The organism is Frateuria sp. Soil773, assembly GCF_001428405.1.
In the GTDB taxonomy this organism is placed as follows: domain Bacteria; phylum Pseudomonadota; class Gammaproteobacteria; order Xanthomonadales; family Rhodanobacteraceae; genus LMSL01.
This window is the reverse complement of sequence record NZ_LMSL01000040.1, coordinates 67,635-87,708: the sequence shown is the minus strand read 5'-3', so window position 1 is coordinate 87,708 and position 20,074 is coordinate 67,635. Positions and strand designations below refer to the sequence as shown.

Genomic DNA, 20,074 nt, shown 5'->3' with positions numbered 1-20,074 from the left:
GTACGGCAGGTTCACCTCGGTCTGGTGGCTGGAGGACAGCTCGATCTTGGCGCGCTCGGCGGCATCCTTCAGGCGCTGCAGGGCGAGCGGGTCCTTGCGCAGGTCGATGCCTTGTTCCTTCTGGAACTCCTCGACCAGGTAATCGATCACCCGCTTGTCGAAATCCTCGCCGCCGAGGAAGGTGTCGCCGTTGGTCGCCAGCACCTCGAACTGCTTCTCGCCGTCGACTTCGGCGATCTCGATGATCGAGACGTCGAAGGTACCGCCGCCCAGGTCGTAGACGACGACCTTCCGGTTGGCGCCCCCCTTGTCCAGGCCATAGGCCAGCGCGGCCGCGGTCGGTTCGTTGATGATGCGCTTCACTTCCAGGCCGGCGATCTTGCCGGCGTCCTTGGTCGCCTGGCGCTGGCTGTCGTTGAAGTAGGCCGGCACTGTGATAACGGCCTCGGTGACCGGCTCGCCGAGGTAATCCTCGGCGGTCTTCTTCATCTTCATCAGCACCTTGGCCGAGACCTCCGGCGGCGCCATCTGTTTGCCGTCGGAGGTTTCCAGCCAGGCGTCGCCGTTGGAGTGCGCAATGATCCTGTAGGGAACGAGGTGGATGTCCTTCTGCACCTCGGCGNCGGTGAACTTGCGGCCGATCAGGCGCTTCACCGCGTAGAAGGTGTTCTTGGGGTTGGTCACGCCCTGGCGCTTGGCCGTTGCGCCGACCAGCACTTCGCCGCCCTTCGCGAACGCCACGATGGACGGCGTCGTACGGTCGCCTTCCGAGTTCTCGATGACACGCGCCTTGGTGCCTTCGACCACCGCGACGCAGGAGTTGGTCGTGCCAAGATCGATGCCGATGATTTTTCCCATTTTCGTGTCCCCGATTCGGTGGTTTCGGTTCGATGGCCCTTTGCGTCCGGGCCATGGTCAAGGTCTATCCCGCCATTTCGCACGGGCGGCTCAGGCGGTTCGGAGCCTGATCGCCAATCCCGCCAGCGCGCATCCTTGAAAAGAAAGGTCGACCGCCAGGACCATGCCCAGCAGCCACAGGCTGTTCACCGGCCAGCCAAAAATGAAGATCAATCCGACGATGGCGGTGACCAGGCCCGAGGCGACGATCCAGCCCCAGCCATGCCGGGCCTTCGCACGGAAGCCGAGCCAGATGCGGGACAGCCCCGAAGCGGCCGCGAACAGTCCCAGCAACAACGTGAGGATGAACGACGCGAGCAGGGGATTCATGAGGGCGGTGATCCCGGCCACGAGGTACAGGACGCAGCCGGAAAGCCAGTAGAAGAAACCGCCCAGGTTTCTAGCGCCGATGGCGTGAAGAAGCTGTATCGCCCCGGCGACGGTCATCAGCAGGCCGACGTAGTACACCGTGGCGATCGTCGCCAGGACCATGTTGGCGAACGCGAGGATGCCCAGGCCGATGAGGACGATGCCCAGTGCGAAGAGCCATGCCCATCTCGCACGCATCCGGGCGGCCGCGCTCATGGACTCGGGGTGCTGGGAGGCTGTGGTCATGCCGGGTTTCCTCGGTGGCGCATCGGTTGGATCCGGGCAGCGCGGTCCGGCGGGAGAGCCGCCCGCCGCCCACGGATCTGCTGGCAACATGCATGCCAGTAGGTGAAGTGCTGGAGCATCAGCCACTTGACGCGGCGGCGACGGACCGGACGCGACCCGCATCCGACAATTTGTCCGTCCGGCATGGGACAGAGTGTCCGCGGCGCTTGCCCGGGTGATCCTGCGGCAACGCAGTCAGGGCGCTTGGTGAAGCCTCGAAGCTCGTCGATGGCGGCGCGTCCCGCGCCCGCGCAAGGCGGACGCCCTATCTCGACGCGCAGAACGCCTTGAAGTCCACGGCGGCCAGCGGCTTCGAATACAGCCATCCCTGCGCGAACTGGACGCCCGCGTCTTTCAGCAGCCGCTCTTGCCAGGGAGTCTCCACCCCCTCGGCTACCACGTAATGGCCCCGGGAACGGATGAACGTGGAGATCTGGTCGAGCCGCTTGCCGTCCGAACTCGTCAGGCTGCCCACGAACTCCCTGTCGAGCTTGATGATCGGGACGGGCTGCCGCGACAAGACGATGAAGTTGCTCTCGTCCAGATCGACGTCGTCCATGGCGACGAGCCGGTGTTCCCTGATCAGCCCCCGCAGCTCATCGAGGCCGAGGCGATCCGGGAAGCCGCGCTCGGTGATCTCCAGGATGATCTGTCGGCTGACGTCGGCGAGATTCGCCCTGCAGATGGCATATTCCAGTCCGCCTCGTCCCAGGACTTCCGGCGGGACGTTGATGCCTACGTGGATGTCGGCACGGTTTCTGAGCCAGTCCCCCAGGTCCCGGGCCACCGTGTCGATGACCCAGTAGGTCAACAGCCCGGATACCGGGGTCTCCTCGACGACGGGGACAAAATCCATCGGATAGACGACATCCGTACCGCGCCGCCAGCGCGCCAGCGCCTCGCACCCCACGCAGCGCCCGCCCTCCTGGAGCGCCACGGTCGGCTGGTATTCGAGGAAAAGCTCCTTCCGGAGGATCGCCTTATGCACCGCGCCAGGCGTGATGACGTTTTGTTCCATCGCGGCTCCCCCCTGGTAGCGTTACGGGTCCAACCTATCGCAACCGGGCCTGGAACGCGGCAAAGCCGTCGCGGGTGAGCTGTTCCATGATCGCCCGGACGTCCACGCCGTCGAATTCGCCGCTGGAGACGATGTCCGTTCCCTGCAGGTAAAGCTGGAGGTCCGCCAGATCCGGCGTATCGGGAAGGCGTGCGGCGGCCAGGGATTGCCCGATCGGGATGGCGACGAACTGTGCCGGATTGACGCCGCTTCGATAGATGTCGACGAGCATGGAACCTCCCAAGCATCGATGACGCCGGGCGCGGATCAGGCCGAGGCGCCCGGCGATTGCCCATGAGCGCGCCGTGCGGCATGGCGCGTACTCGATCAGTGAACCCGCAGAGCCTTCACACCCGGCGGTGGCGCCGCCGCAAACCGGATGGACAAGCCCGAACCGGAGAGAGGATAGTAGCCGTCGGCAAGCCTACTCTTCGACGATCCCTCCGGAACAGGCTTGGCGCCGCAAACGCAATCGGCCCATGGCTCGTCGCCGCGACGGAACGGCGACCGCGACTGGCAACGGCATCGTTGCAGCAGATACGAACGTGCAAGGTGGCAGCATGGCTGACAAAGACAAAGGCATTCCCGGCATCCATCCCTACGACAGCCCGGCGGGTGGCTGGGGCGCGCTGCGGGCCACGGCCAAGGCCGTCTTCGAGCAGATGAACGCCCCGGAGGCGGCGATCACGCTGTTCCGGACCAACAAGCCCTATGCGCTGCGCAGCAAGCGACCCGAGGGCTTCGACTGCCCCGGCTGCGCATGGCCGGACAAGCAGCACACCTCCACCTTCCAGTTCTGCGAGAACGGCGCCAAGGCGGTCACCTGGGAGGCCACCAAGAAGCGCGTGCCGCCGGAATTCTTCGCCGCGCACACGGTGAGCGAACTGCTGACCTGGAGCGACTACCAACTCGAGGGCGAGGGACGCCTGACCCACCCGATGGCGTACAACGCCGAGAAGGACATCTACGAAGCGGTCGACTGGGACGTGGCGGTGGCGCGCATCGGCGAGATCCTGCGCAGCCTGGCGGACCCGGACACGGTCGAGTTCTACACCTCCGGGCGCGCTTCCAACGAGGCCGCCTTCCTCTACCAGATCTTCGCCCGCGAATACGGCACCAACAATTTTCCCGACTGCTCGAACATGTGCCACGAGGCCACCAGCGTGGGCCTGCCGCAGTCGATCGGCATCGGCAAGGGCACGGTCTCGCTGGACGACTTCGATCACTGCGAGCTGATCATCGCCATGGGGCACAACCCGGGCACCAACCATCCCCGGATGATGGGCACGCTCCACGAGGTCGCGCGCCGCGGCGTGCCCATCATCGTGTTCAACCCGCTCAAGGAGCGCGCGCTCGAACGCTTCACCGACCCGCAGAACCCGGTGGAGATGGCCACCTTCAGCTCCACGCCGATCGCGTCCACCTACCTGCAGGTGAAGGTCGGCGGCGACGCGGCGGCGCTCAAGGGCATCATGAAGGCGCTGCTGGAAATGGACGATGCGGCCGCGCCCGGCGCCGAGGTGCTGGACCATGCGTTCATCGCCAAGCACACGCGCGGCTTCGAGGCGCTGGCCGCCGACGTGCGAGCGGCTTCCTGGCAGGACATCGAGGCCAAGTCCGGCCTGCCGATGCAGGCACTGCGCGACGTCGCCGCGGCCTACGCCAGGTCGAACGCCACCATCGTCACCTACGGCATGGGGCTGACCCAGCACCACCACGGCACGCAGAACGTGCAGCAGGTCGCCAACCTGCTGCTGATGCGCGGCAACTTCGGCAAGCCTGGCGCCGGCATCTGCCCGCTGCGCGGGCATTCCAACGTGCAGGGCGACCGCACCGTCGGCATCACCGAGAAACCGGGCGCCGACATGCTCAGGCGCATCGAGCAGACCTTCGGCTTCAAGCCACCGACCGCCCATGGCCATGACGCCGTCGCGGCGATGCAGGCCATCAGCGACGGCCGTTCGAAGGCGCTGATCTGCCTGGGCGGCAACCTCGCCGTCGCCATGCCCGATCCGCAGCGATGCTTCGCCGGCATGCGCAGCCTCGAACTCGCGGTGCACATCGGCACCAAGCTCAACCGTTCGCACCTGCTCACCGGCAGGCATTCCTTCATCCTGCCCTGCCTGGGGCGCACCGAACGCGACCTGCAGGCGGGCGGCCCACAGGCGGTGACGGTGGAGGATTCGATGTCGATGGTGCACGCCTCGCTGGGCAAGCTGCCCCCGGCCTCGCCGCACCTGCGCTCGGAACCGGCCATCATCGCCGGCATCGCCGCCGCCACCCTGCCCGACAGCAAGGTGCACTGGATGAAGTACATCGAGGACTACGACCTCATCCGCGACGCCATCGAGGCCGTCTTCCCGGACTTCGCGCAATACAACGAGCGCATCCTCGTCCCGGGCGGTTTCAGGCTGCCGCTGCCGCCCACCGAAAGGATCTGGAACACGCCCTCCGGCAAGGCCGAATTCCTGTGCATGAAGGGGCTGGACGAAGATCCCGTCGCCGTCGATCCGACCATCCTGACGCTGACCACCGTGCGCAGCCACGACCAGTACAACACCACCATCTACGGCCTCGACGACCGCTACCGCAGCGTGTTCGGCCGGCGCGACGTGGTGTTCATGAACGCCGACGACCTGGCCGAACGCGGCATCGAGCCCGGCGATGAAATCGTGGTCGAGACGGCCATCGGCCAGGGGCCGGAGCGCCGCCTGGCCAACGTCATCGCCGTCGCCCACGACATCGCCAGGGGTTCCGTGGCGACCTACTACCCCGAGGGCAACTGCCTGGTGCCGCTCGACTACAACGACCAGGCCAGCGGAACGCCGTCCTACAAGTCGATTCCCGTGCGCATCGTGGCCGCGCGGGCGGGATGACGGGCGATTCCGGTACGGAGTGGGCGGGAACGGTTCCCGCCTCGTCCGCCGGCACCGCCGGGACGAAGATCGTCGTGCCGCCCCGGCGCGGGGATCCGGCCCCGGGTCAGTCCGCCACGCGGATGGAAACCACCTGGCGCTCCCAGCGCGCCGGTCGCCGGTCGCCGGGAACGACGAGGCGCCATGCCCCGTCGCCGGGCGGCAGCGGGCGGCCGTTCTCGCGATCCGCCAGCAGCACCAGCCGGTTGCCCAGCGTCGGATCCAGTTCGCCCAGGCCGAACACCACCCTGTAGCCGTCGGTGGCCGTGACCGCCACGTAGTTGCCGAGCCGCTTGCCCCGGATCGCTTCGATCGGGGCGACGCCCGCGGCCGCAAGCACGGCACGCAGGTCATAGCCCTCGTAGCTGGCGGTTTTCCCGTGCGCGGTGGCCGAGACGGTTTGCCGCGGCACATGGGCAAGCAGCGCGGGCGACAGCGCGACGCGTCGCCCGTCGGGCACGGCGACGTAGACGGCGGCCGGCTCCGCGGCATGCGAAACCGCGCAGCAGAGCAGCGCGAGTACAAGGATCGCTTTGCGCATGGGTGCTCCCCGGATGGCCGACGCACGAGATGGCGAATATACGAATTGTGCCGATGATTACGCTACGCTGCGCGCTGCAGCAACGGCGGCCGCCATCGCCGCCCGGCGACGGCCGGCATCGGCGCCGATGCCCCCTGGCAATCGTGGCGCAGCCCCACATCGGCGATGATGCCCGCATGGATTCCAGCACTCCAACTCCCGGTCCCGCTTCGCCTGGCTACGTCGCGCGCCGTGTCGAGCGATGGCGTCGCGGGCGCGACGAACGGGTGGAGGATTGCATCGCCGAAGAGGCGCCTGTCGGCATGCTGTACAACGGCGTGTCCTTCGCGGTGATGATGGCGACCCCGCTCGACCTGGAAGACTTTGCCCTCGGCTTTTCGCTCAGCGAGGGGCTGATCGCCGAGGCGGCGCAATTGCATGCCGTCGAGCGCATCGAACTGCTCGAAGGCATCCAGCTCGCCATCACGGTGGCGCCCGAAGCGCCAGCCGCCCGGCTCGATGGCGAGGCGAAGCGCCTGCTGCCGGGGCGCGGCAGTTGCGGCATCTGCGGGACGCGCGACCTCGAAGACGCGGTACGCCAGCCGCGGCCCGTCGGAAACCCGAATCCATTCCCGGCCCCGGCGCTGGAGCGGGCGCTGGCCGAGCTGCCGCTCAACCAGCCGATGAATGCCGCCACCGGCGCCGTCCACGCCGCCGCCTGGGCCGACGCCGAGGGCCGGGTCGTGCTGGTGCGCGAAGACGTGGGCCGGCACAACGCGCTCGACAAGCTGATCGGCGCGATGGCTCGTGCCGGCATCGCGCCGGACGCCGGCATGCTGCTGCTGACCAGCCGCGCCAGTTACGAAATGGTCACCAAGGCAGCCAATGCCGGCATCGGCTTCATGGCCGCGATTTCCGCACCCACGGCGCTGGCCGTCGAACTGGCGCGCAGCGCCGGCGTATGCCTGGTCGGCTTCGCGCGACCGGGCAGCCACAACGTCTACACGTACCCTGACCGGCTGGTTTCCGGCCGATAGCGGAGAACGGCCCGGGTGTCATCGCCTTGCAGCCGACGCACGCAGCACCGCCCAGATCGAAATCAATCCCGCGGCCAGCAGCGGATGGCCGTGGGCGGCAACCGCAACCGGATCGTCCCGGCCATGTCGAGCGACCACGGCGGCGACCTGGCCCACAGCCTGGCCTGCCCGCAACGCAATCCCAGGTAACTCCCGTGCGCGCCGGCTTGCCGCACCTCCGTCGCGGCGACGACGACGCCATCGGCGTCGCCGGCGGCTGCACCGCCTGCCTCGTGCAGCTCGATCGCCTCCGGCGCGATATGCCAGTCCACCGCCGTATCGCCAGGGAGACCCGTCTCCACGGGCAAGGCCACGTTGCCCTCCGGCCAGAACAGCCGCTGCGCCCCCGGTTCGCCGACCAGCCGCCCGCCATGCACGTTGCGATGCCCCAGCAGGCGCGCCACCGCGCCATTGGCCGGCCGCGCATGCACCTCCCATGGCGCGCCGGCCTGCACGATGCGGCGCCCATGCATCACCACCAACCGGTCCGCCACCGCGGCCAGTGCGGGGTCGTGGCTTGCCGCCAGCGCCGGAATGCCCGCCGCATGCACCTCCGCGATCAGCTCGGCCAGCACGTCGTCGCGGGTGGCCGGGTCCAGCGCCGAAGTCGGTTCGTCCAGCAGCAGCAATTGCGGCCGCCGCGCCAACGCACGCGCCAGCGCCACGCGCTGCTGCTGGCCGCCGGACAGTTGCGCGGGACGCCGCTCGGCCAGTGCGGCCAACCCCACCCGCTCCAGCCATGCGACGGCCTGCCGGCGGCGATCCGCGCCGCGCAGGGCGAAGGCCACGTTCTGCCAGGCGTTCAAATGCGGAAACAGCGCATGCCCCTGCGGCAGGTAGCCCACCGCACGCTGCTGCGGCGGCAGGCCGCCGAAGGGTTCGCCGCGCGCCGGCAGCAGCCCCGCGATGGCGCGCAGCAGCAGCGACTTGCCCTCCCCGCTCGCGCCCAGCAACACGGTGAAACCCTCCACCTCGAACGAGGCGGACAGTGCCACCGGATGCTCGATGCGGTAGTCGATCCGCATCACGCCAGCCGCCTGCGCACGGCCAGGCCCAGGGCCAGCGGCAAGGGCAAGGCGACCAGGAAGAACACCCACAGCAGCGGGTACACCGCCGACAGGCCGGTGTCCTGCAGGTTCGTCCACAGCTTCACCGGGATGCCCTGCGGATAATAGGCCACGATCAGCACCACGCCGAACTCGCCCAGCGCGCGCACCCAGGCCAGCGCCACCGCGGCGGCGAGGCCGAGCCTTGCCAGCGGCAGGCTGACGCGGAAGAAGCTGCGCGCGGGCGAATGGCCGAGCGTCAGCGCGATCTGCTCCAGCTCGCGCGGCACGCCTTCGAAGGCGGCGCGCGCGGCGAGTACGTAGTAAGGCAAGGCGGCGTAGAACTGCGCAATCACGAAGGCCGGCGCCGAGTTGGTGAGCAGCAGGCCGGCCCGTTCGAGCCACTGCCCGGCCGGACCGTAGGGGCCGTACATCGTGGCGAGCAACAGGCCCATCGCCAGCGGCGGCGTGAGCAGGGCCAGCAGCAGCAGCGCGTCGACCAGCCACTGCCCGCGTACGCGATGGCGCGCCAGCCACCACGCCAGCGGCGTGCCCAGCGCCACGATCAGCGCCAGCGCGACCAGGCTCAGGCCCAGCGACACCGCCACCGCGTCGCCGTCGCCGCGCGCGAAGCCGAGATGGCGCCAGTCGGTGGCGATCGCCAGGCCCGCGAACGGCGCGGCCAGCAGCAGCAAGGCCAGCGCCGCGGCGAACGTCGTCAGCCGTGGCCGCATGGCATCGCTCAAAGGGCATCCCCGTGCGGCGGGTCGTAACCGCGCTCGCGCAGCATCGCCTGCCCCTGCGCGCCCTGCATGAACCGCACGAAGGCGCGGCCCAGCGCAGGCTGCCGCGCAACGGTCGGCACCGCGGCGTAGAACACCAGCGGCTGCGCCTCGATCTTCTTGCCGCTGGCGAGGGCGAAGCCGGCCTGCGCGTACCACGGCGCCTGCATCGCCGGCTGCGCCAGGTCGATCTCGGCCGGCAGGTCGACGGTGGGCAGGCGGTGCGAGAAGGCCGCGCTGGCGTAGCCGATCGCGGCGTCGATCTGGCCCGCTTCCAGCCGCGACATCAGCGAGGTCTCGGCGAAGAGCTGCCGCGGATTCTGGAAATCGCCGGCCACCTGTTGCAGCAGGTCGGGCTGTCGGTAATAGCGCGATGCCAGTTGCAGGGCGAGCAGTGCGTTGGCGCCCTGCGGGTCCACCGCGGGATCGGTGCGGCCGAAGCGCAGGCCGGGCTCGCGCAGCACGTCGTACCACGCCTTCCTGCCGGCGGCGGCGGCCTTGAAGTCGGCGGCGAAGCGGCTCTTCGGGCTGTAGACCACCACCATGCGCGTGCTGGCTACCGGCACCGCATGCGCCACCAGGCCGGCCTTCCGTACCACCTGCATCGGGCCGGGCGTGATGCACACGAACACGTCGGCCTGCAACTGCCTGCCGGCCAGCAGGCGCGCCAGTGCGTACGAGCCCTGGCCGATGCCCTGGTAGCTGGCGTGTTGCGCCGCGGCCACCGCGGGACCGAGGTCGTGGTCCATCACCACGCCCATCGAGCCGGCATAGGCCACGCGCAGCACCGGCGCGTCGGCGGCCAGCGCGGCGAAGCCGATCATCAGGAGCAGCGGCGCCAGCCAGCGCATGCGGGGCGACATGCGGCTCATGCCTTGCCATCCTTGTCCGCACGGCGCTGGCGCACGCTGTCGCGCACGTCCACGTCGAACAGCACTTCGAGCGCGCCGCCACCCGACACCGCCAGCTCGAACGACAGGCCGGCGCGGCTCGGAAGGCGCGCGGCGAGTTCGCGCACCGCCGCGTCCGACAGCTCCATGCGCCAGCCGTCGTCGTTGCGACGCCAGCCGTGCTGCGCGGCCAGCGCCAGTTGCTGGCGCCCGTCGCGGCCGTCGGGCCAGCGGGTGACGTTCTCCACGGTGCCGCCGGCCAGCAAGGCCGCCAGTTCCGCCTCGTCGATGCGCAGGCGCAGCGCCTGTCCCTGCTGTTGCACTCTCATCGGCTCACCTCGTCCCAGCTTGCCTCGGTATTGCAGTCGGCCAGTTGCGCGGCTTCGTCGGCGGCCAGCGCGACCTCCGCGCAATCCAGCGCCTGTTGCAGGGCTCGCAGCGAACGCCGGCGCGGCTCGCGCTCGCGCAGCAGCGCGGCGAGCAGGCCGCGGCTTTCCGTGTCGAGGCGCAAGCGCATCGGCAAGACGTGGCCGGCGCAGCGCAGGCCGCGCGCCAGTGGCTGTTCCGTGCGCAGCCGTCCCAGCAGCGCGGCGCCGAGCAACGGCATGTCCACCGGGATCACCACCAGGTCGGCATCGCCCGCCACCGTCCCGGCAATGGCGGCCAGGCCGCCCAGCGGACCGAGTCCAGGCTGCGCATCGGCGATGCCGCGGTAACCGTGACGGTCGCCGCTCACCCGCGCCTCGTCCACGCCGGCGGCGCGCAGCGCGTCGAGCTGGCGTTCGAGCAGTGGCCGGCCGCGCCAGTCCAGCAGCGCCTTGTCGCGCCCCATGCGCGTCGATTGGCCGCCGGCCAGCACCACGCCGATGCACGGCAGGCGTTCAGTGGCCGTGGGCATGGCCGGCATGGTCGTGCCGCTCGGCATCGCGCTGTTCCTCGCACAGCGAGCAGCCCTCGCTCCAGGCGCTGTCGCCGTCCACGTAGTGTTCCCGCTTCCAGATCGGCGCCTCGTGCTTCACCGCCTCGATCGCCAGCCGGCAGGCGCGGAAGGCCTCGTCGCGGTGCGGCGTGCCGGCGGCGACCACTACGGCGAGGTCGCCGATGGCGAGGTCGCCCTTCGCATGCGCGATCCACAGCTTCAGCGGCGCGCCCACCTCGGCCCGCGCGCGTTCGCCGATGGCGCGGAACGTGCGCAGCGCCAGCGGCTCGAACAGGTCGTAGCTGATGCCGGTGACCACGCGGCCCACGTTGTGGTCGCGCACCCGGCCGATGAAGGTGGCGATGCCGCCGAAACGGGGATCGCTCACGAAAGCCAGCGCCTCGGCCACGTCCAGCGCGGCCATGCGGCGCTCCACCACGGCGACGTGCAGGTCGTCCATCTCAGCCTCCGCTCACCGGCGGCAGCACGGCCAGTTCCACGCCTTCGGGCACGCTGCGGTGGTTGTGCAGGATTTCCTCGGCGCTGGCGAAGGCGGAGCAACGCACCAGCCCCGCGGGAATCGCCGGAGCGTGTTCGGCGAGATGCGCCGCAAGCAGCTCGCGCAGCTCGGCGATGCTGCTGCCGGCAGGCACGTCGAGTTCCACGTGGCCGCTGGCGTCGGCTTCGCGCAGGGCGCCGTACAGGGCGATGCGGGTCTTCATGCGCTGCATCCGTCGATGATCGGGCTTTCCAGGTGGCCGAGGCCGCATACGTCCACCAGCGTGCCGGCGGGAAGTTCGGTCGCCTCCACCGGCACCACCGCCCACGCGTTGGCTTCGGCCAGCGGGCGGATGCGGTAGGACTCCTGTCCCGGCAGCACGGCCACCGCGAGGCGGCCCTGCGCATCCAGCGCCACGCGCGCCTTGAGGTGGAAGCGCAGGCGCGGCTTCTTGGCGTAGTCGGCGGCCAGCGGCACGCGCCACGGCGCTTCGCGCGGCAGGCCCAGCATGGCGCGCAGCGCCGGCTCCACGAAGAAGCGCAGCCCCACCGCTACCGCGATGGGGTTGCCGGGCAGGCCGAAGAACAGCGTGCCGTCGGGCAGGCGCGCGAACAGCAGCGGCTTGCCGGGGCGGATCGCCACCTTGTGGAAGATCGCCTCCGCGCCCAGCCGCTCCAGCGCCTGCGGCACGAAGTCGTAGCGGCCCATCGAAACCGCGCCGGTGGACACCACTACGCGCGCGCCGGCGGTGCGGGCGCGCGCGAAGGCGGCGAGGAAGGCCTCCGACTCGTCGCCCACCGTCTCGATGTACGCGAGTTCGGCGCCGGCGCGCGGCACGCGTTCGGCCAGGAAAGGGCCGTTGGAGTTGTGGATCTGCCCAGGCGCCAGCGGTGCGGCGGGACCATCCACCAGCTCGCGGCCGGTGCACAGCACCGCCACGCGCGGGCGCTCGGCCACCGTCACGCTCGCCACGCCCAGCGCGGCGAGCAGCATCAGGTGCTGCGGCGCCAGCACGCAGCCGGCGGCGAGCACGGCTGCGCCCGCGGGCACGTCGGAACCGGCGCGGCGCACGTTTTCCTCGGCGGCCACGTCGGCCAGCAGGCGCACGCGCGGCGGCGCTTCCAATCGCGCGGTCTGCTCCACCGGGATCACGCGGTCCAGGCCCTCGGGCAGGCGCGCGCCGGTCATGATTTCCCACGCGCCGCGCTGCGCGCGCGCGATGCCGTCGCCTGCGGCCTGCTCGCCCTCGACGGTCCATTCGCTGCCCGCGGCAAGCACTTCGCCACCGCCGCCCAGCGCGTAGCCGTCCATCGCCGAATTGTCGAACGGCGGCAGCGCGCCGGGCGCCACGACCGGCGCGGCGAGCACGCGGCCCATCGCCCCGGCCATGGGCACCTCCTGCGCGGGCAGCGGTGCGCAGGCGGCGAGGATCAGCCGCAATGCCTCGGCCGGATCGAGCAAGGCATGGCTCATGCGTGGCCCTCGCCCGCGGCCATCGCCAGCGCATGCGCGAGGATGGGCGCGAGGATGTCCATGCCTTGCGCCACCGCCTTCGCGCTGCCGGGCAAGGCGATCACCAGCGTGCCGCCGAGCAGCACCGCCTCGGCGCGGCTCAGCCAGGCCAGCAGCGTGTGCTGGCTGCTCTCGCTGCGGAACATCTCCGCAAGGCCGGGCACGCGGCGCTCGGCGACTCGCGCCAGCGCCTCGGGCGTCACGTCGCGCGGGCCGAGCCCGGTGCCGCCGGTGCACAGCACCAGGCGGATCCCCGCGGCCGCCAGTTCGCGCAGGCGCATGGCCAGCGGTTCGGCTTCGTCCGCCCGCACTTCGGCGGGGCCGACGTCGGCGCCCAGGGCGCGCAGGCGTTCCACCAGCAGCGGACCGGAGGTGTCCTCGTAGTCGCCGCGATGGGCGCGGTCGCTCAGGGTGACCACGGCGGCGGGCACCCCTTCCAGCCGCGGCGTGGCGCGCGGGCGGTAGCGCTCGCGCTCGGCCTCGCTCATGCCGTCGGGGTGGAGCCACAGTCCCTTCTTGCCGCCTTCCTTGAACAGCAGCCGCACGCCGCCGATGGACAGCGCGGGCTGCACCGGCTTGGTGAGGTCGTAGAGCGTGAGCAGGGCCGCGTTGACGCCGGCCAGCGCCTCCATCTCCACGCCGGTGCGGGCGCAGGTGGCCGCCTCGCAATACACGCGGATGGCCCGGCGCTCGGCCACCGGCTCGCAGCGCAGCTCCAGGTATTCCAGCGGCAGCGGGTGGCACAGCGGCATCAGTTGCGAGGCGATCTTCGCGCCCTGCAGGCCGGCGATCTCGGCCATCGCGATGGCGTCGCCCTTGGGCAGCCGTTTCGCCACGATGTCGCCGAACGCGCTGCCGGCATGCAGCTCGCCCACCGCCACCGCGCGGCGGGCGGTGGCGCGCTTGCGGCGCACGTCGGCCATGTGGAACGCACCCTCTTGAAGCGATGCGCGCTCCTCGCGCTGGCGCATGGATCAACCTCCGGTGGATGCGAGATGGGGCGTGATGCCGGTACGGCCTTCGTGCAGGAAATGCCCCTGCTCCTTGCGGCCGATCTGGCCGCCGATGGCGCGCACCAGGTCGTCGAGCTGGTCGTCGCGTTGCAGGTGGGCGCGCAGCGGGATGCCGAACTCGCCGAACAGGCACAGCCGCAGGTCGCCGGTGGCGGTGACGCGCAGGCGGTTGCAGCCGGCGCAGAAGTCCTTCGAGTACGGCGCGATGATGCCGATGCGCCCGGCGTAGTCCGGATGACGGTACTCGCGCGCGGGACCGGCGTCGGCGGCGCGCGGCAACGCCTGCCAGCCCGATTCGCGCAGCTCGGTTTCCAGCGGCTCTGCCCGCTCGTGATGGTCGCGGAAGAACGCGAGGTTGTCGCCGGTCTGCATCAGCTCGATGAAGCGAAGGCCCACTGCGTGGTCGCGCAGGTAGTCCAGCCAGCGCGGCAGTTCGCGGTCGTTGACGTCCTTCAGCAGCACCGCGTTGAGCTTGGCGGGCAGGCCGGCGGCCAGGGCCATGTCGATGCCGCGCAGGATGTCGTCCAGCCGGTCGTGGCCGGTGATGCGCGCGAAGGCGGCGCGGTCGAGACTGTCCACGCTGACGTTGATGGCGTTGAGCCCGGCGTCCATCCATTCGCCCAGCCGGCGCGACAGCAGGGTGCCGTTGGTGGTCATCGCCAGCCGGGTCACGCCCGGCGCGGCGGCGGCGGTGCGCAGCACGTCGGTGAGATCGTGCCGCACGCTGGGCTCGCCGCCGGTGATGCGCAGCTTGTGCATGCCCAGTTCGGCGAAGCCGCGCAGCAGGCGCGCGATCTCGTCCAGCGACAATGGCCCCGCGATGCCCGCCCCGGCGCGGTAGCCGTGCGGCAGGCAATACGTGCAGCGGAAATTGCACGCGGGAGTGATCGACAGGCGCAGGTAAGGAAAGCTGCGACCGTAGCGATCGGCCAGCGGGGTCATGCCATGTGCTCCTTTCCAATGTTCGGGAGGCGAGCGCGTTTCCCCGCTCGCCCGGTGGTTCCATGAACCACGGACGCAGCACCATGTTTCCGTGGAAACGAAGATCCTGCGTCTCGGAGTTGCCCTGCGATTGTCGTTCTTATCCCGCCCCATGTCGATCACGCCGGCCACTGGCTGGTGCGCCGTTTCCGGCCTTTTCCATTCACGTTTCCAAGCAAATCGTCGACGTCCACCGCCGGTTGGACTCCGTCGCAGGAAGGGTGAACCGCTGCAACCGGCCCATTGGCGAAAAGCCATGGATTTCTTCACGGAAAGTGCACGGAAGCCGGGTGGCTGGGCCCATCGCGACCGGCTCCCATCGTGCAGGCGGGCACGGCCATGGAAAGCTTCCGCGCGGTCAGCGTGACCAGGCGCAGCTCGTGATGACGGTGGCGTCGTCGAGAAGCAGCGAGTAGCCCAGCCGGAAGCGCATGCCGGCCGGCAGCGATGCGGCGAGCGCCTCGGCGGTTTCGGCCTCGACCGTTCCGTCGTGCGCATCGACGACTTTCAATGCGCTGAATTCGAAGATCCGCCCTACGGTCGCCGCCGTGGCCTTGTAGAAGCTTTCCTTGGCGGAAAAGGCGACGGTGAGCGCCATCGGCCAACCGAGCCTTTGCGCGAGCCCATCCAGCGCCTGTCGTTCGGAGGCGTCGATGACCGACTGCGCGATCGCGTCGAGCGCGCCTTCCGTCGCCACGTGCTCGATATCGATGCCGACGCCGCGCATCGCGCCCCCGCGCAAGGCCACCGCGGCGGCGATGCCTGCGGCATGGGTGATGCTGCCTATGAAGCCACCCGGCCAGGCCGGCGCGCGCGACGGCGTGACGGCAAGGTCGACCGCGCCGCCGCCGGCCTCGGCAAGCGCGGCAAGGGCCGCCCGCCGGCCGGCGAGATATTCCGCCCGGCGCTTGGGTACGCTGCGCGCCACCGACGGCGGGCAGGCGAGGCCATGGCGGGCGAAGTGCGCGTCATCGCCCTCCTCCACCCCGAACGGCAGTAGGAACGCATCGGGCAGGCCGCCCGGATGCCGCGCAAGCGACAGGCGTTGCAAGTCAGGCCTCCACCTGGGGTCTCAACACGATCCCATTCTGCCGCCGCCGCACGGCCACCCATATCCGCCAGAAGTACAGGATGCCGATGCCGGCCTCGAACGACGAACCGACCACCCATGCCGTAGGCAGGTATTCGGCATCGCCCACGTGGCCCAGCGTGATCAGGTAGATGGTGGGGATGCTCAGCACCCACATCATCACGAAGCGCACCGCGAACAGGAACCGCGTCAGCCCCATCGCCTCCAGCACCGCCTGCCCGGTCATCGAGAAGGCGAACGCGAGCGAGTACGTCCACAACACCTTCGACGTCGCTACCGCCGCGTGGCGGATCTCGTCCGGCTTGTCGGCCAGCCCGAACGGGTCGAGCAGCACGTTGGGCGTAACGATCTGCAGGTAGGTGGTGAACGCCGCGTACACCAGCTCTATGCCCAGCGTGACTAGCACGATCCGCGGCACCTGCCCGAACTCGCCCTGCCCCAGCGCGATGCCGCACAGCACGCTGCAGCCGATGCCCAGCCCCAGCAGCGGTATCACGCCGATATAGCTGACGGTGAGGTTGACGTTGTTGGCCGCCAGCGCAATGGCGCCGAGCCCGGCGATGATCCAGATGAAAGCCGCATTGCCGAAGTTGCCGATGCCCGCCGTCACGCCCAGCGCGATGCCTTTCCTGACCCGCGGCATCACGTCGCCGCGATGGAGGCCGCGCGCCGCCACCAGCCGCCGCACGTCGCTCCACACCGCCCTGGGCATGTAGGCCACGTAGATCAGCGTGATCGCCAGCGTCCCGGCCAGCGTGCCGAGCGCCGAGCCGCGCATGCCCAGCTCCGGCAGGCCGAACCGGCCGAACACCAGGCCGATGGTCGCGGCGATGCCCACGGCCTGCCCCACCAGGCCGGCGACCAGGGTGATGCGCGTCTTGCCGATGCCGTTGAAGTACGACGACAGCGCCATGTTGAACGTCATCGCCGCGCCGAAGTACGCCGCCCAGTAGAGAAACTGCGACTCCAGCCGCGTCAATGCGGGCGGCCGGTGGCTCAAGGCCGGGATCCACGCCATCAGCGGCGCCAGCAGCCACAGCAGCACGGCAAGCACCACGCCGACCACGATGCCGATCGCCGCCTGCCACGCGGCGTCCGCATGGCCCGAGCGGCCGTACGCCTGCGCCACGCAGGACCGCGAAAACCCGACCACCGCCACGAAGAAGCCGACGATCGCCATCGCCGTGTACACCGCCGGACCGGAGGCCGCCAGCGTATCGGCGGAATACCGCGCCAGGCAGATCCGGTCGACCAGCATCATGATCAGGTTGCCGATCATGGACCCCATCAGGGGCAGCGAGACCTTGAGGATCAGCCGGGCGATGCCGAGGCTCGACGGCGGCGCGCCCGCTGCTGGCGCGACGGCGCTCAAGCCGCGCTCCCCGGCGGCGGCACGCGCGCGGTCAGGCGCACCGGCACCGAGCTGGGTGCCATGAAGAAGTTCAGCAGTTCCTTCGCCGGCGGCGCCTTCGGGTCGGGCGCCAGTTCGAAGTTGCGCAGGATCATCGACACCACCACCTTGATCTCGGTCAGCGCCAGGAAGCGCCCGGGGCACAGCCGCGCCCCGCCGCCGAACGGGAACAGCTTGCGGCTGGGGTCCTCCTCGCCCGGATCGCGCAGTTCCGCGATCCAACGCTCGGGGCGGAACCGCTCGTGCTGCGGGAACTGCGCCTCGTCGCGCCCCTCGCCCACCGTCGCCACGATGATCGCGGTGTTCTTCGGGATGAAGGTATCGGCCACGACGCAATCGGCATTGGCGGTGAGCCCCAGGTACGGGGCGACCGCCTTCAGCCGCTGCGTCTCGCTGTGCGCCGCCTCCAGGTACGGGAACGCCTTCATCTGCTCCCACTCGCGCGGCAGCGGCGCATCGCCCAGCACCCGGTCCACCTCGGCGGCCAGCGCGGCGGCGGCGGCCGGGTTCTGCGCCAGCAGGCACAGCATCCATCCGATCGAGTTGGCGGTGGTGTCCTCGCCGCCGACCACGCTCAGGATCGCGTTGGCGACCAGTTCCTCGTCGGTGAACCCGGACTCCGGATCCTCGCTGGCGGCGATCATCGCCTCCAGCATGTTGGCCGGCTTGCGCTGCTGCTCGCGCTGGTGCGCCATGCGCTCGCGCGTGTTGCGGATGAACTCCGTCACCCGCGTCTCGATGTCGGCGAACGAACGCTCGGCCGCGCGGTCCACCGGCAGCTTGAAATAGCGCCAGTACGGGAAGGCCGCGGTGGTGCGCTGGCCCAGGCGCCGGAACATGCTGTCGATGTCGCGCTGCAGGGGATCGCCATCGTGGTTCACCGCGTCGATGTCGTGGCCCATGGCGATGCCGACGATGGTGTCCAGCGCCATCGCCTTCAGGTCGCGGCGCAGGTCGATGGCGCGGCCTTCGGCCCTCATCGTTGAATCGGAGCCAGGAAGGATGAACCGGAGCTGGCCTGCGACAACTCCGTTGCCGCGCCAATCAGGCACCATGGGCGAGTTCGCGCCATCCTTCATCGAGACCCGTCAGGACCCATGAGCCAGAAACTCGATCCCCTCGCCGGCAAGCCGGCGCCCGCCTCCGCCCTGGTCGACATCCACGCCCTGCTCGCCGCATACGCCGACCTGCGGCCCGATCCCGGCGTGCCGGCGCAGCGCGTGGCGTTCGGCACGTCCGGCCATCGCGGCAGTTCGTTCGAGCGCAGTTTCAACGAGTGGCACATCCTCGCCGTCAGCCAGGCGATCTGCGACTACCGCCGGCAGAACGGCATCGACGGTCCGTTGTTCATCGGCGCGGACACGCATGCGCTGTCGCAGCCGGCGTTCGACAGCGCACTGGAGGTGCTGGCGGCGAACGGGGTGGAGACGATGGTCTCCGCCGGCGGCGAATTCACGCCCACGCCGGCGGTCTCGCACGCGATCCTGGCCTACAACAGGGGCCGCACGAGCGGCCTGGCCGACGGCATCGTGGTCACGCCGTCGCACAACCCGCCGGACAACGGCGGCTTCAAGTACAACCCGACCAACGGCGGGCCGGCCGACACCGGGATCACCCGCTGGGTGCAGGACCGTGCCAACGCCCTGCTCGAGGACGGCCTGAAGGGCGTGCGGCGGATGCCGCTGGCGCAGGCGCGCAAGGCGGCGAACGTCCGTGCGTACGACTACCTCGGCGCCTACGTCGCCGACCTCGGCAGCATCGTCGACTTCGAGGCGATCCGCGCCGCCGGCGTGCGCATGGGCGTCGATCCGCTGGGCGGCGCCGGCGTGCACTACTGGGGGCCGATCGCCGAGCACTACCGGATCGATCTCGACGTGGTCAGCGACGCAGTCGATCCGCAGTTCGCCTTCATGTCGCTGGACTGGGACGGCAGGATCCGCATGGACCCGTCGTCCAGCCACGCGATGCAGCGGCTGATCGGATTGAAGGACCGCTACGACGTCGCCTTCGCCTGCGATACCGACCACGACCGCCACGGCATCGTCGCCCGCTCCAGCGGCCTGATGGAGCCGAACAACTACCTGTCGGTGCTGGTCGACTACCTCTACCGGCACCGGCCCGGGTGGAGCGCACAGGCGGCCGTCGGCAAGACCGTCGTCACCACCGCGCTGATCGACCGCGTGGTCGCACGGCTCGGCCGCCGGCTGTACGAGGTGCCGGTGGGCTTCAAGTGGTTCGCCGAGGGCCTGTACGACGGTTCGCTCGGCTTCGGCTGCGAGGAAAGCGCCGGCGCCTCGCTGTTGCGCCGCGACGGCACCGCCTGGTCCACCGACAAGGACGGCCTGGTGCCGGCCCTGCTGTCGGCCGAACTCACCGCACGCACGGGCCGCGACCCGGGCGAGTTGTTCGCGCAGCTCACGCAGGAGCTCGGCAAGCCGTACGGCAACCGCGTCGAGGCCGCCGCCACGCCCGCGCAGAAGGCGCAACTGGCCAGGCTGTCGCCCGCCCAGTTGCGCACCGACCGGCTTGCCGGCGAGAAGATCCAGCAGGTGCTGGACAAGGCGCCCGGCAACGACGCCGCCATCGGCGGCATCAAGGCGGTCGCCGCCAGCGGCTGGTTCGCCGCCCGACCGTCCGGCACCGAGGCGATCTACAAGATCTACGCCGAGAGCTTCAAGAGCGAGGAGCACCTGCAAAGCCTGCTTGCCGAGGCGCAGGAGATCGTCGACGCGGCCCTGGCCTGACCGCCGGCAAGCGTGCCGGAGCCGGGATTACCGGCCCCGGCGCGCGGCGAGGCGTTCACGCACCTGTC

At 70.2% G+C, this 20,074-nt stretch carries 21 protein-coding genes, 1 pseudogene and 1 riboswitch; of the genes and pseudogenes, 3 read left to right on the top strand and 19 right to left on the bottom strand.

Annotated features, from left to right (window positions below; genetic code table 11):
• The 5 genes and pseudogenes from ASG87_RS21035 to ASG87_RS14730 form a co-directional block, all read right to left on the bottom strand.
• Nucleotides 1-622, bottom strand: a pseudogene (locus ASG87_RS21035) (Hsp70 family protein); the annotation flags it as partial.
• Nucleotide 623: 1 nt separating this feature from the next.
• Nucleotides 624-858, bottom strand: a 235-nt coding sequence (locus tag ASG87_RS21030; RefSeq protein ID WP_235499663.1) for an Hsp70 family protein, incomplete at its 3' end; no start/stop codon positions are given.
• A gap of 90 nt (nucleotides 859-948) precedes the next feature.
• Nucleotides 949-1,512 (bottom strand): HdeD family acid-resistance protein, encoded by a 564-nt coding sequence (locus tag ASG87_RS14740; RefSeq protein WP_056006755.1) that lies wholly within the window; start codon nucleotides 1,510-1,512, stop codon nucleotides 949-951.
• 304 nt (nucleotides 1,513-1,816) lie between these two features.
• Entirely contained in the window at nucleotides 1,817-2,569 is a 753-nt protein-coding gene (locus ASG87_RS14735) for an EAL domain-containing protein (RefSeq protein WP_056006752.1), read from the bottom strand.
• Nucleotides 2,570-2,603: 34 nt separating this feature from the next.
• Nucleotides 2,604-2,840 (bottom strand): hypothetical protein, encoded by a 237-nt coding sequence (locus ASG87_RS14730; protein ID WP_056006749.1) that lies wholly within the window; start codon nucleotides 2,838-2,840, stop codon nucleotides 2,604-2,606.
• A gap of 328 nt (nucleotides 2,841-3,168) precedes the next feature.
• Here ASG87_RS14730 and ASG87_RS14725 point away from each other — a divergent pair, with 328 nt between their 5' ends.
• Complete coding sequence (locus ASG87_RS14725) at nucleotides 3,169-5,484, top strand: FdhF/YdeP family oxidoreductase (protein WP_056006746.1); 2,316 nt, start codon at nucleotides 3,169-3,171, stop codon at nucleotides 5,482-5,484.
• A gap of 106 nt (nucleotides 5,485-5,590) precedes the next feature.
• On the opposite strand, the gene ASG87_RS14720 is transcribed toward ASG87_RS14725, so the two are convergent.
• Nucleotides 5,591-6,064 (bottom strand): molybdopterin-dependent oxidoreductase, encoded by a 474-nt coding sequence (locus tag ASG87_RS14720; protein ID WP_056006742.1) that lies wholly within the window; start codon nucleotides 6,062-6,064, stop codon nucleotides 5,591-5,593.
• 176 nt (nucleotides 6,065-6,240) lie between these two features.
• Here ASG87_RS14720 and fdhD point away from each other — a divergent pair, with 176 nt between their 5' ends.
• Nucleotides 6,241-7,080: a formate dehydrogenase accessory sulfurtransferase FdhD gene (fdhD, locus tag ASG87_RS14715; protein WP_056007338.1), complete on the top strand. Its 840-nt coding sequence runs from the start codon at nucleotides 6,241-6,243 to the stop codon at nucleotides 7,078-7,080.
• 62 nt (nucleotides 7,081-7,142) lie between these two features.
• Here the strand turns inward: fdhD and ASG87_RS14710 are convergent, their stop codons facing one another.
• The 13 genes from ASG87_RS14710 to ASG87_RS14650 all read right to left on the bottom strand — a co-directional run bounded on the left by ASG87_RS14710 (nucleotide 7,143) and on the right by ASG87_RS14650 (nucleotide 18,242).
• Nucleotides 7,143-8,144, bottom strand: a complete 1,002-nt coding sequence (locus ASG87_RS14710) for an ABC transporter ATP-binding protein (RefSeq protein WP_082583011.1) — start codon at nucleotides 8,142-8,144, stop codon at nucleotides 7,143-7,145.
• Nucleotides 8,144-8,899, bottom strand: coding sequence for an ABC transporter permease subunit (locus ASG87_RS14705; protein ID WP_056006739.1), 756 nt, complete (start codon nucleotides 8,897-8,899; stop codon nucleotides 8,144-8,146). The genes ASG87_RS14710 and ASG87_RS14705 overlap by 1 nt, the downstream gene beginning before the upstream one ends.
• 8 nt (nucleotides 8,900-8,907) lie before the next feature.
• Nucleotides 8,908-9,819: an extracellular solute-binding protein gene (locus ASG87_RS14700; RefSeq protein WP_200949124.1), complete on the bottom strand. Its 912-nt coding sequence runs from the start codon at nucleotides 9,817-9,819 to the stop codon at nucleotides 8,908-8,910.
• Nucleotides 9,816-10,166 (bottom strand): hypothetical protein, encoded by a 351-nt coding sequence (locus ASG87_RS14695; protein ID WP_056006736.1) that lies wholly within the window; start codon nucleotides 10,164-10,166, stop codon nucleotides 9,816-9,818. The genes ASG87_RS14700 and ASG87_RS14695 overlap by 4 nt, the downstream gene beginning before the upstream one ends.
• Nucleotides 10,163-10,735 (bottom strand): NTP transferase domain-containing protein, encoded by a 573-nt coding sequence (locus ASG87_RS14690; RefSeq protein ID WP_056007333.1) that lies wholly within the window; start codon nucleotides 10,733-10,735, stop codon nucleotides 10,163-10,165. Before ASG87_RS14690 ends, ASG87_RS14695 begins: the two co-directional genes overlap by 4 nt.
• Nucleotides 10,719-11,216, bottom strand: coding sequence for a molybdenum cofactor biosynthesis protein MoaE (locus ASG87_RS14685; protein WP_056006733.1), 498 nt, complete (start codon nucleotides 11,214-11,216; stop codon nucleotides 10,719-10,721). The genes ASG87_RS14690 and ASG87_RS14685 overlap by 17 nt, the downstream gene beginning before the upstream one ends.
• Nucleotide 11,217: 1 nt before the next feature.
• The gene (locus ASG87_RS14680; RefSeq protein ID WP_162258378.1) at nucleotides 11,218-11,478 is read right to left on the bottom strand and encodes a MoaD/ThiS family protein; all 261 of its coding nucleotides are present in this window, start codon (nucleotides 11,476-11,478) and stop codon (nucleotides 11,218-11,220) included.
• On the bottom strand, nucleotides 11,475-12,716 hold the full coding sequence (gene glp, locus ASG87_RS14675) for a gephyrin-like molybdotransferase Glp (protein WP_056007330.1): 1,242 nt from the start codon (nucleotides 12,714-12,716) through the stop codon (nucleotides 11,475-11,477). Before glp ends, ASG87_RS14680 begins: the two co-directional genes overlap by 4 nt.
• 8 nt (nucleotides 12,717-12,724) lie before the next feature.
• Nucleotides 12,725-13,738 (bottom strand): bifunctional molybdenum cofactor biosynthesis protein MoaC/MoaB, encoded by a 1,014-nt coding sequence (moaCB, locus tag ASG87_RS14670; protein WP_056006728.1) that lies wholly within the window; start codon nucleotides 13,736-13,738, stop codon nucleotides 12,725-12,727.
• 3 nt (nucleotides 13,739-13,741) lie between these two features.
• Entirely contained in the window at nucleotides 13,742-14,722 is a 981-nt protein-coding gene (gene moaA / locus ASG87_RS14665) for a GTP 3',8-cyclase MoaA (protein ID WP_056006726.1), read from the bottom strand.
• A riboswitch (molybdenum cofactor riboswitch) is annotated at nucleotides 14,715-14,853 on the bottom strand. (Overlaps the previous gene by 8 nt.)
• Before the next feature lie 266 nt (nucleotides 14,854-15,119).
• Nucleotides 15,120-15,812 carry a 4'-phosphopantetheinyl transferase superfamily protein gene (locus ASG87_RS14660; RefSeq protein ID WP_056006723.1) on the bottom strand — a complete coding sequence of 231 codons (693 nt, stop codon included), beginning with the start codon at nucleotides 15,810-15,812 and terminating at the stop codon, nucleotides 15,120-15,122.
• 1 nt (nucleotide 15,813) lies between these two features.
• Nucleotides 15,814-17,223 (bottom strand): MATE family efflux transporter, encoded by a 1,410-nt coding sequence (locus tag ASG87_RS14655; protein WP_200949123.1) that lies wholly within the window; start codon nucleotides 17,221-17,223, stop codon nucleotides 15,814-15,816.
• Entirely contained in the window at nucleotides 17,220-18,242 is a 1,023-nt protein-coding gene (locus tag ASG87_RS14650) for a cytochrome P450 (RefSeq protein ID WP_056006717.1), read from the bottom strand. The genes ASG87_RS14655 and ASG87_RS14650 overlap by 4 nt, the downstream gene beginning before the upstream one ends.
• Before the next feature lie 117 nt (nucleotides 18,243-18,359).
• Between ASG87_RS14650 and pgm the strand changes: the two genes are divergently transcribed.
• Entirely contained in the window at nucleotides 18,360-20,006 is a 1,647-nt protein-coding gene (gene pgm / locus ASG87_RS14645) for a phosphoglucomutase (alpha-D-glucose-1,6-bisphosphate-dependent) (protein WP_056006715.1), read from the top strand.
• Nucleotides 20,007-20,074 lie beyond the last annotated feature (68 nt).

Bases quoted from the DNA above. Each gene is read 5' to 3' on its own strand.
- ASG87_RS14725 (WP_056006746.1), top strand. From the start codon at position 3,169: ATGGCTGACAAAGACAAAGGCATTCCCGGCATCCATCCCTACGACAGC.
- ASG87_RS14695 (WP_056006736.1), bottom strand. From the start codon at position 10,166: ATGAGAGTGCAACAGCAGGGACAGGCGCTGCGCCTGCGCATCGACGAG.
- ASG87_RS14680 (WP_162258378.1), bottom strand. From the start codon at position 11,478: ATGAAGACCCGCATCGCCCTGTACGGCGCCCTGCGCGAAGCCGACGCC.
- ASG87_RS14730 (WP_056006749.1), bottom strand. From the start codon at position 2,840: ATGCTCGTCGACATCTATCGAAGCGGCGTCAATCCGGCACAGTTCGTC.
- fdhD (WP_056007338.1), top strand. From the start codon at position 6,241: ATGGATTCCAGCACTCCAACTCCCGGTCCCGCTTCGCCTGGCTACGTC.
- pgm (WP_056006715.1), top strand. From the start codon at position 18,360: ATGAGCCAGAAACTCGATCCCCTCGCCGGCAAGCCGGCGCCCGCCTCC.
- ASG87_RS14690 (WP_056007333.1), bottom strand. From the start codon at position 10,735: ATGCCCACGGCCACTGAACGCCTGCCGTGCATCGGCGTGGTGCTGGCC.
- ASG87_RS14650 (WP_056006717.1), bottom strand. From the start codon at position 18,242: ATGAGGGCCGAAGGCCGCGCCATCGACCTGCGCCGCGACCTGAAGGCG.
- ASG87_RS14740 (WP_056006755.1), bottom strand. From the start codon at position 1,512: ATGACCACAGCCTCCCAGCACCCCGAGTCCATGAGCGCGGCCGCCCGG.
- moaA (WP_056006726.1), bottom strand. From the start codon at position 14,722: ATGACCCCGCTGGCCGATCGCTACGGTCGCAGCTTTCCTTACCTGCGC.
- moaCB (WP_056006728.1), bottom strand. From the start codon at position 13,738: ATGCGCCAGCGCGAGGAGCGCGCATCGCTTCAAGAGGGTGCGTTCCAC.
- ASG87_RS14685 (WP_056006733.1), bottom strand. From the start codon at position 11,216: ATGGACGACCTGCACGTCGCCGTGGTGGAGCGCCGCATGGCCGCGCTG.
- ASG87_RS14700 (WP_200949124.1), bottom strand. From the start codon at position 9,819: ATGAGCCGCATGTCGCCCCGCATGCGCTGGCTGGCGCCGCTGCTCCTG.
- ASG87_RS14735 (WP_056006752.1), bottom strand. From the start codon at position 2,569: ATGGAACAAAACGTCATCACGCCTGGCGCGGTGCATAAGGCGATCCTC.
- ASG87_RS14705 (WP_056006739.1), bottom strand. From the start codon at position 8,899: ATGCGGCCACGGCTGACGACGTTCGCCGCGGCGCTGGCCTTGCTGCTG.
- ASG87_RS14710 (WP_082583011.1), bottom strand. From the start codon at position 8,144: ATGCGGATCGACTACCGCATCGAGCATCCGGTGGCACTGTCCGCCTCG.
- ASG87_RS14720 (WP_056006742.1), bottom strand. From the start codon at position 6,064: ATGCGCAAAGCGATCCTTGTACTCGCGCTGCTCTGCTGCGCGGTTTCG.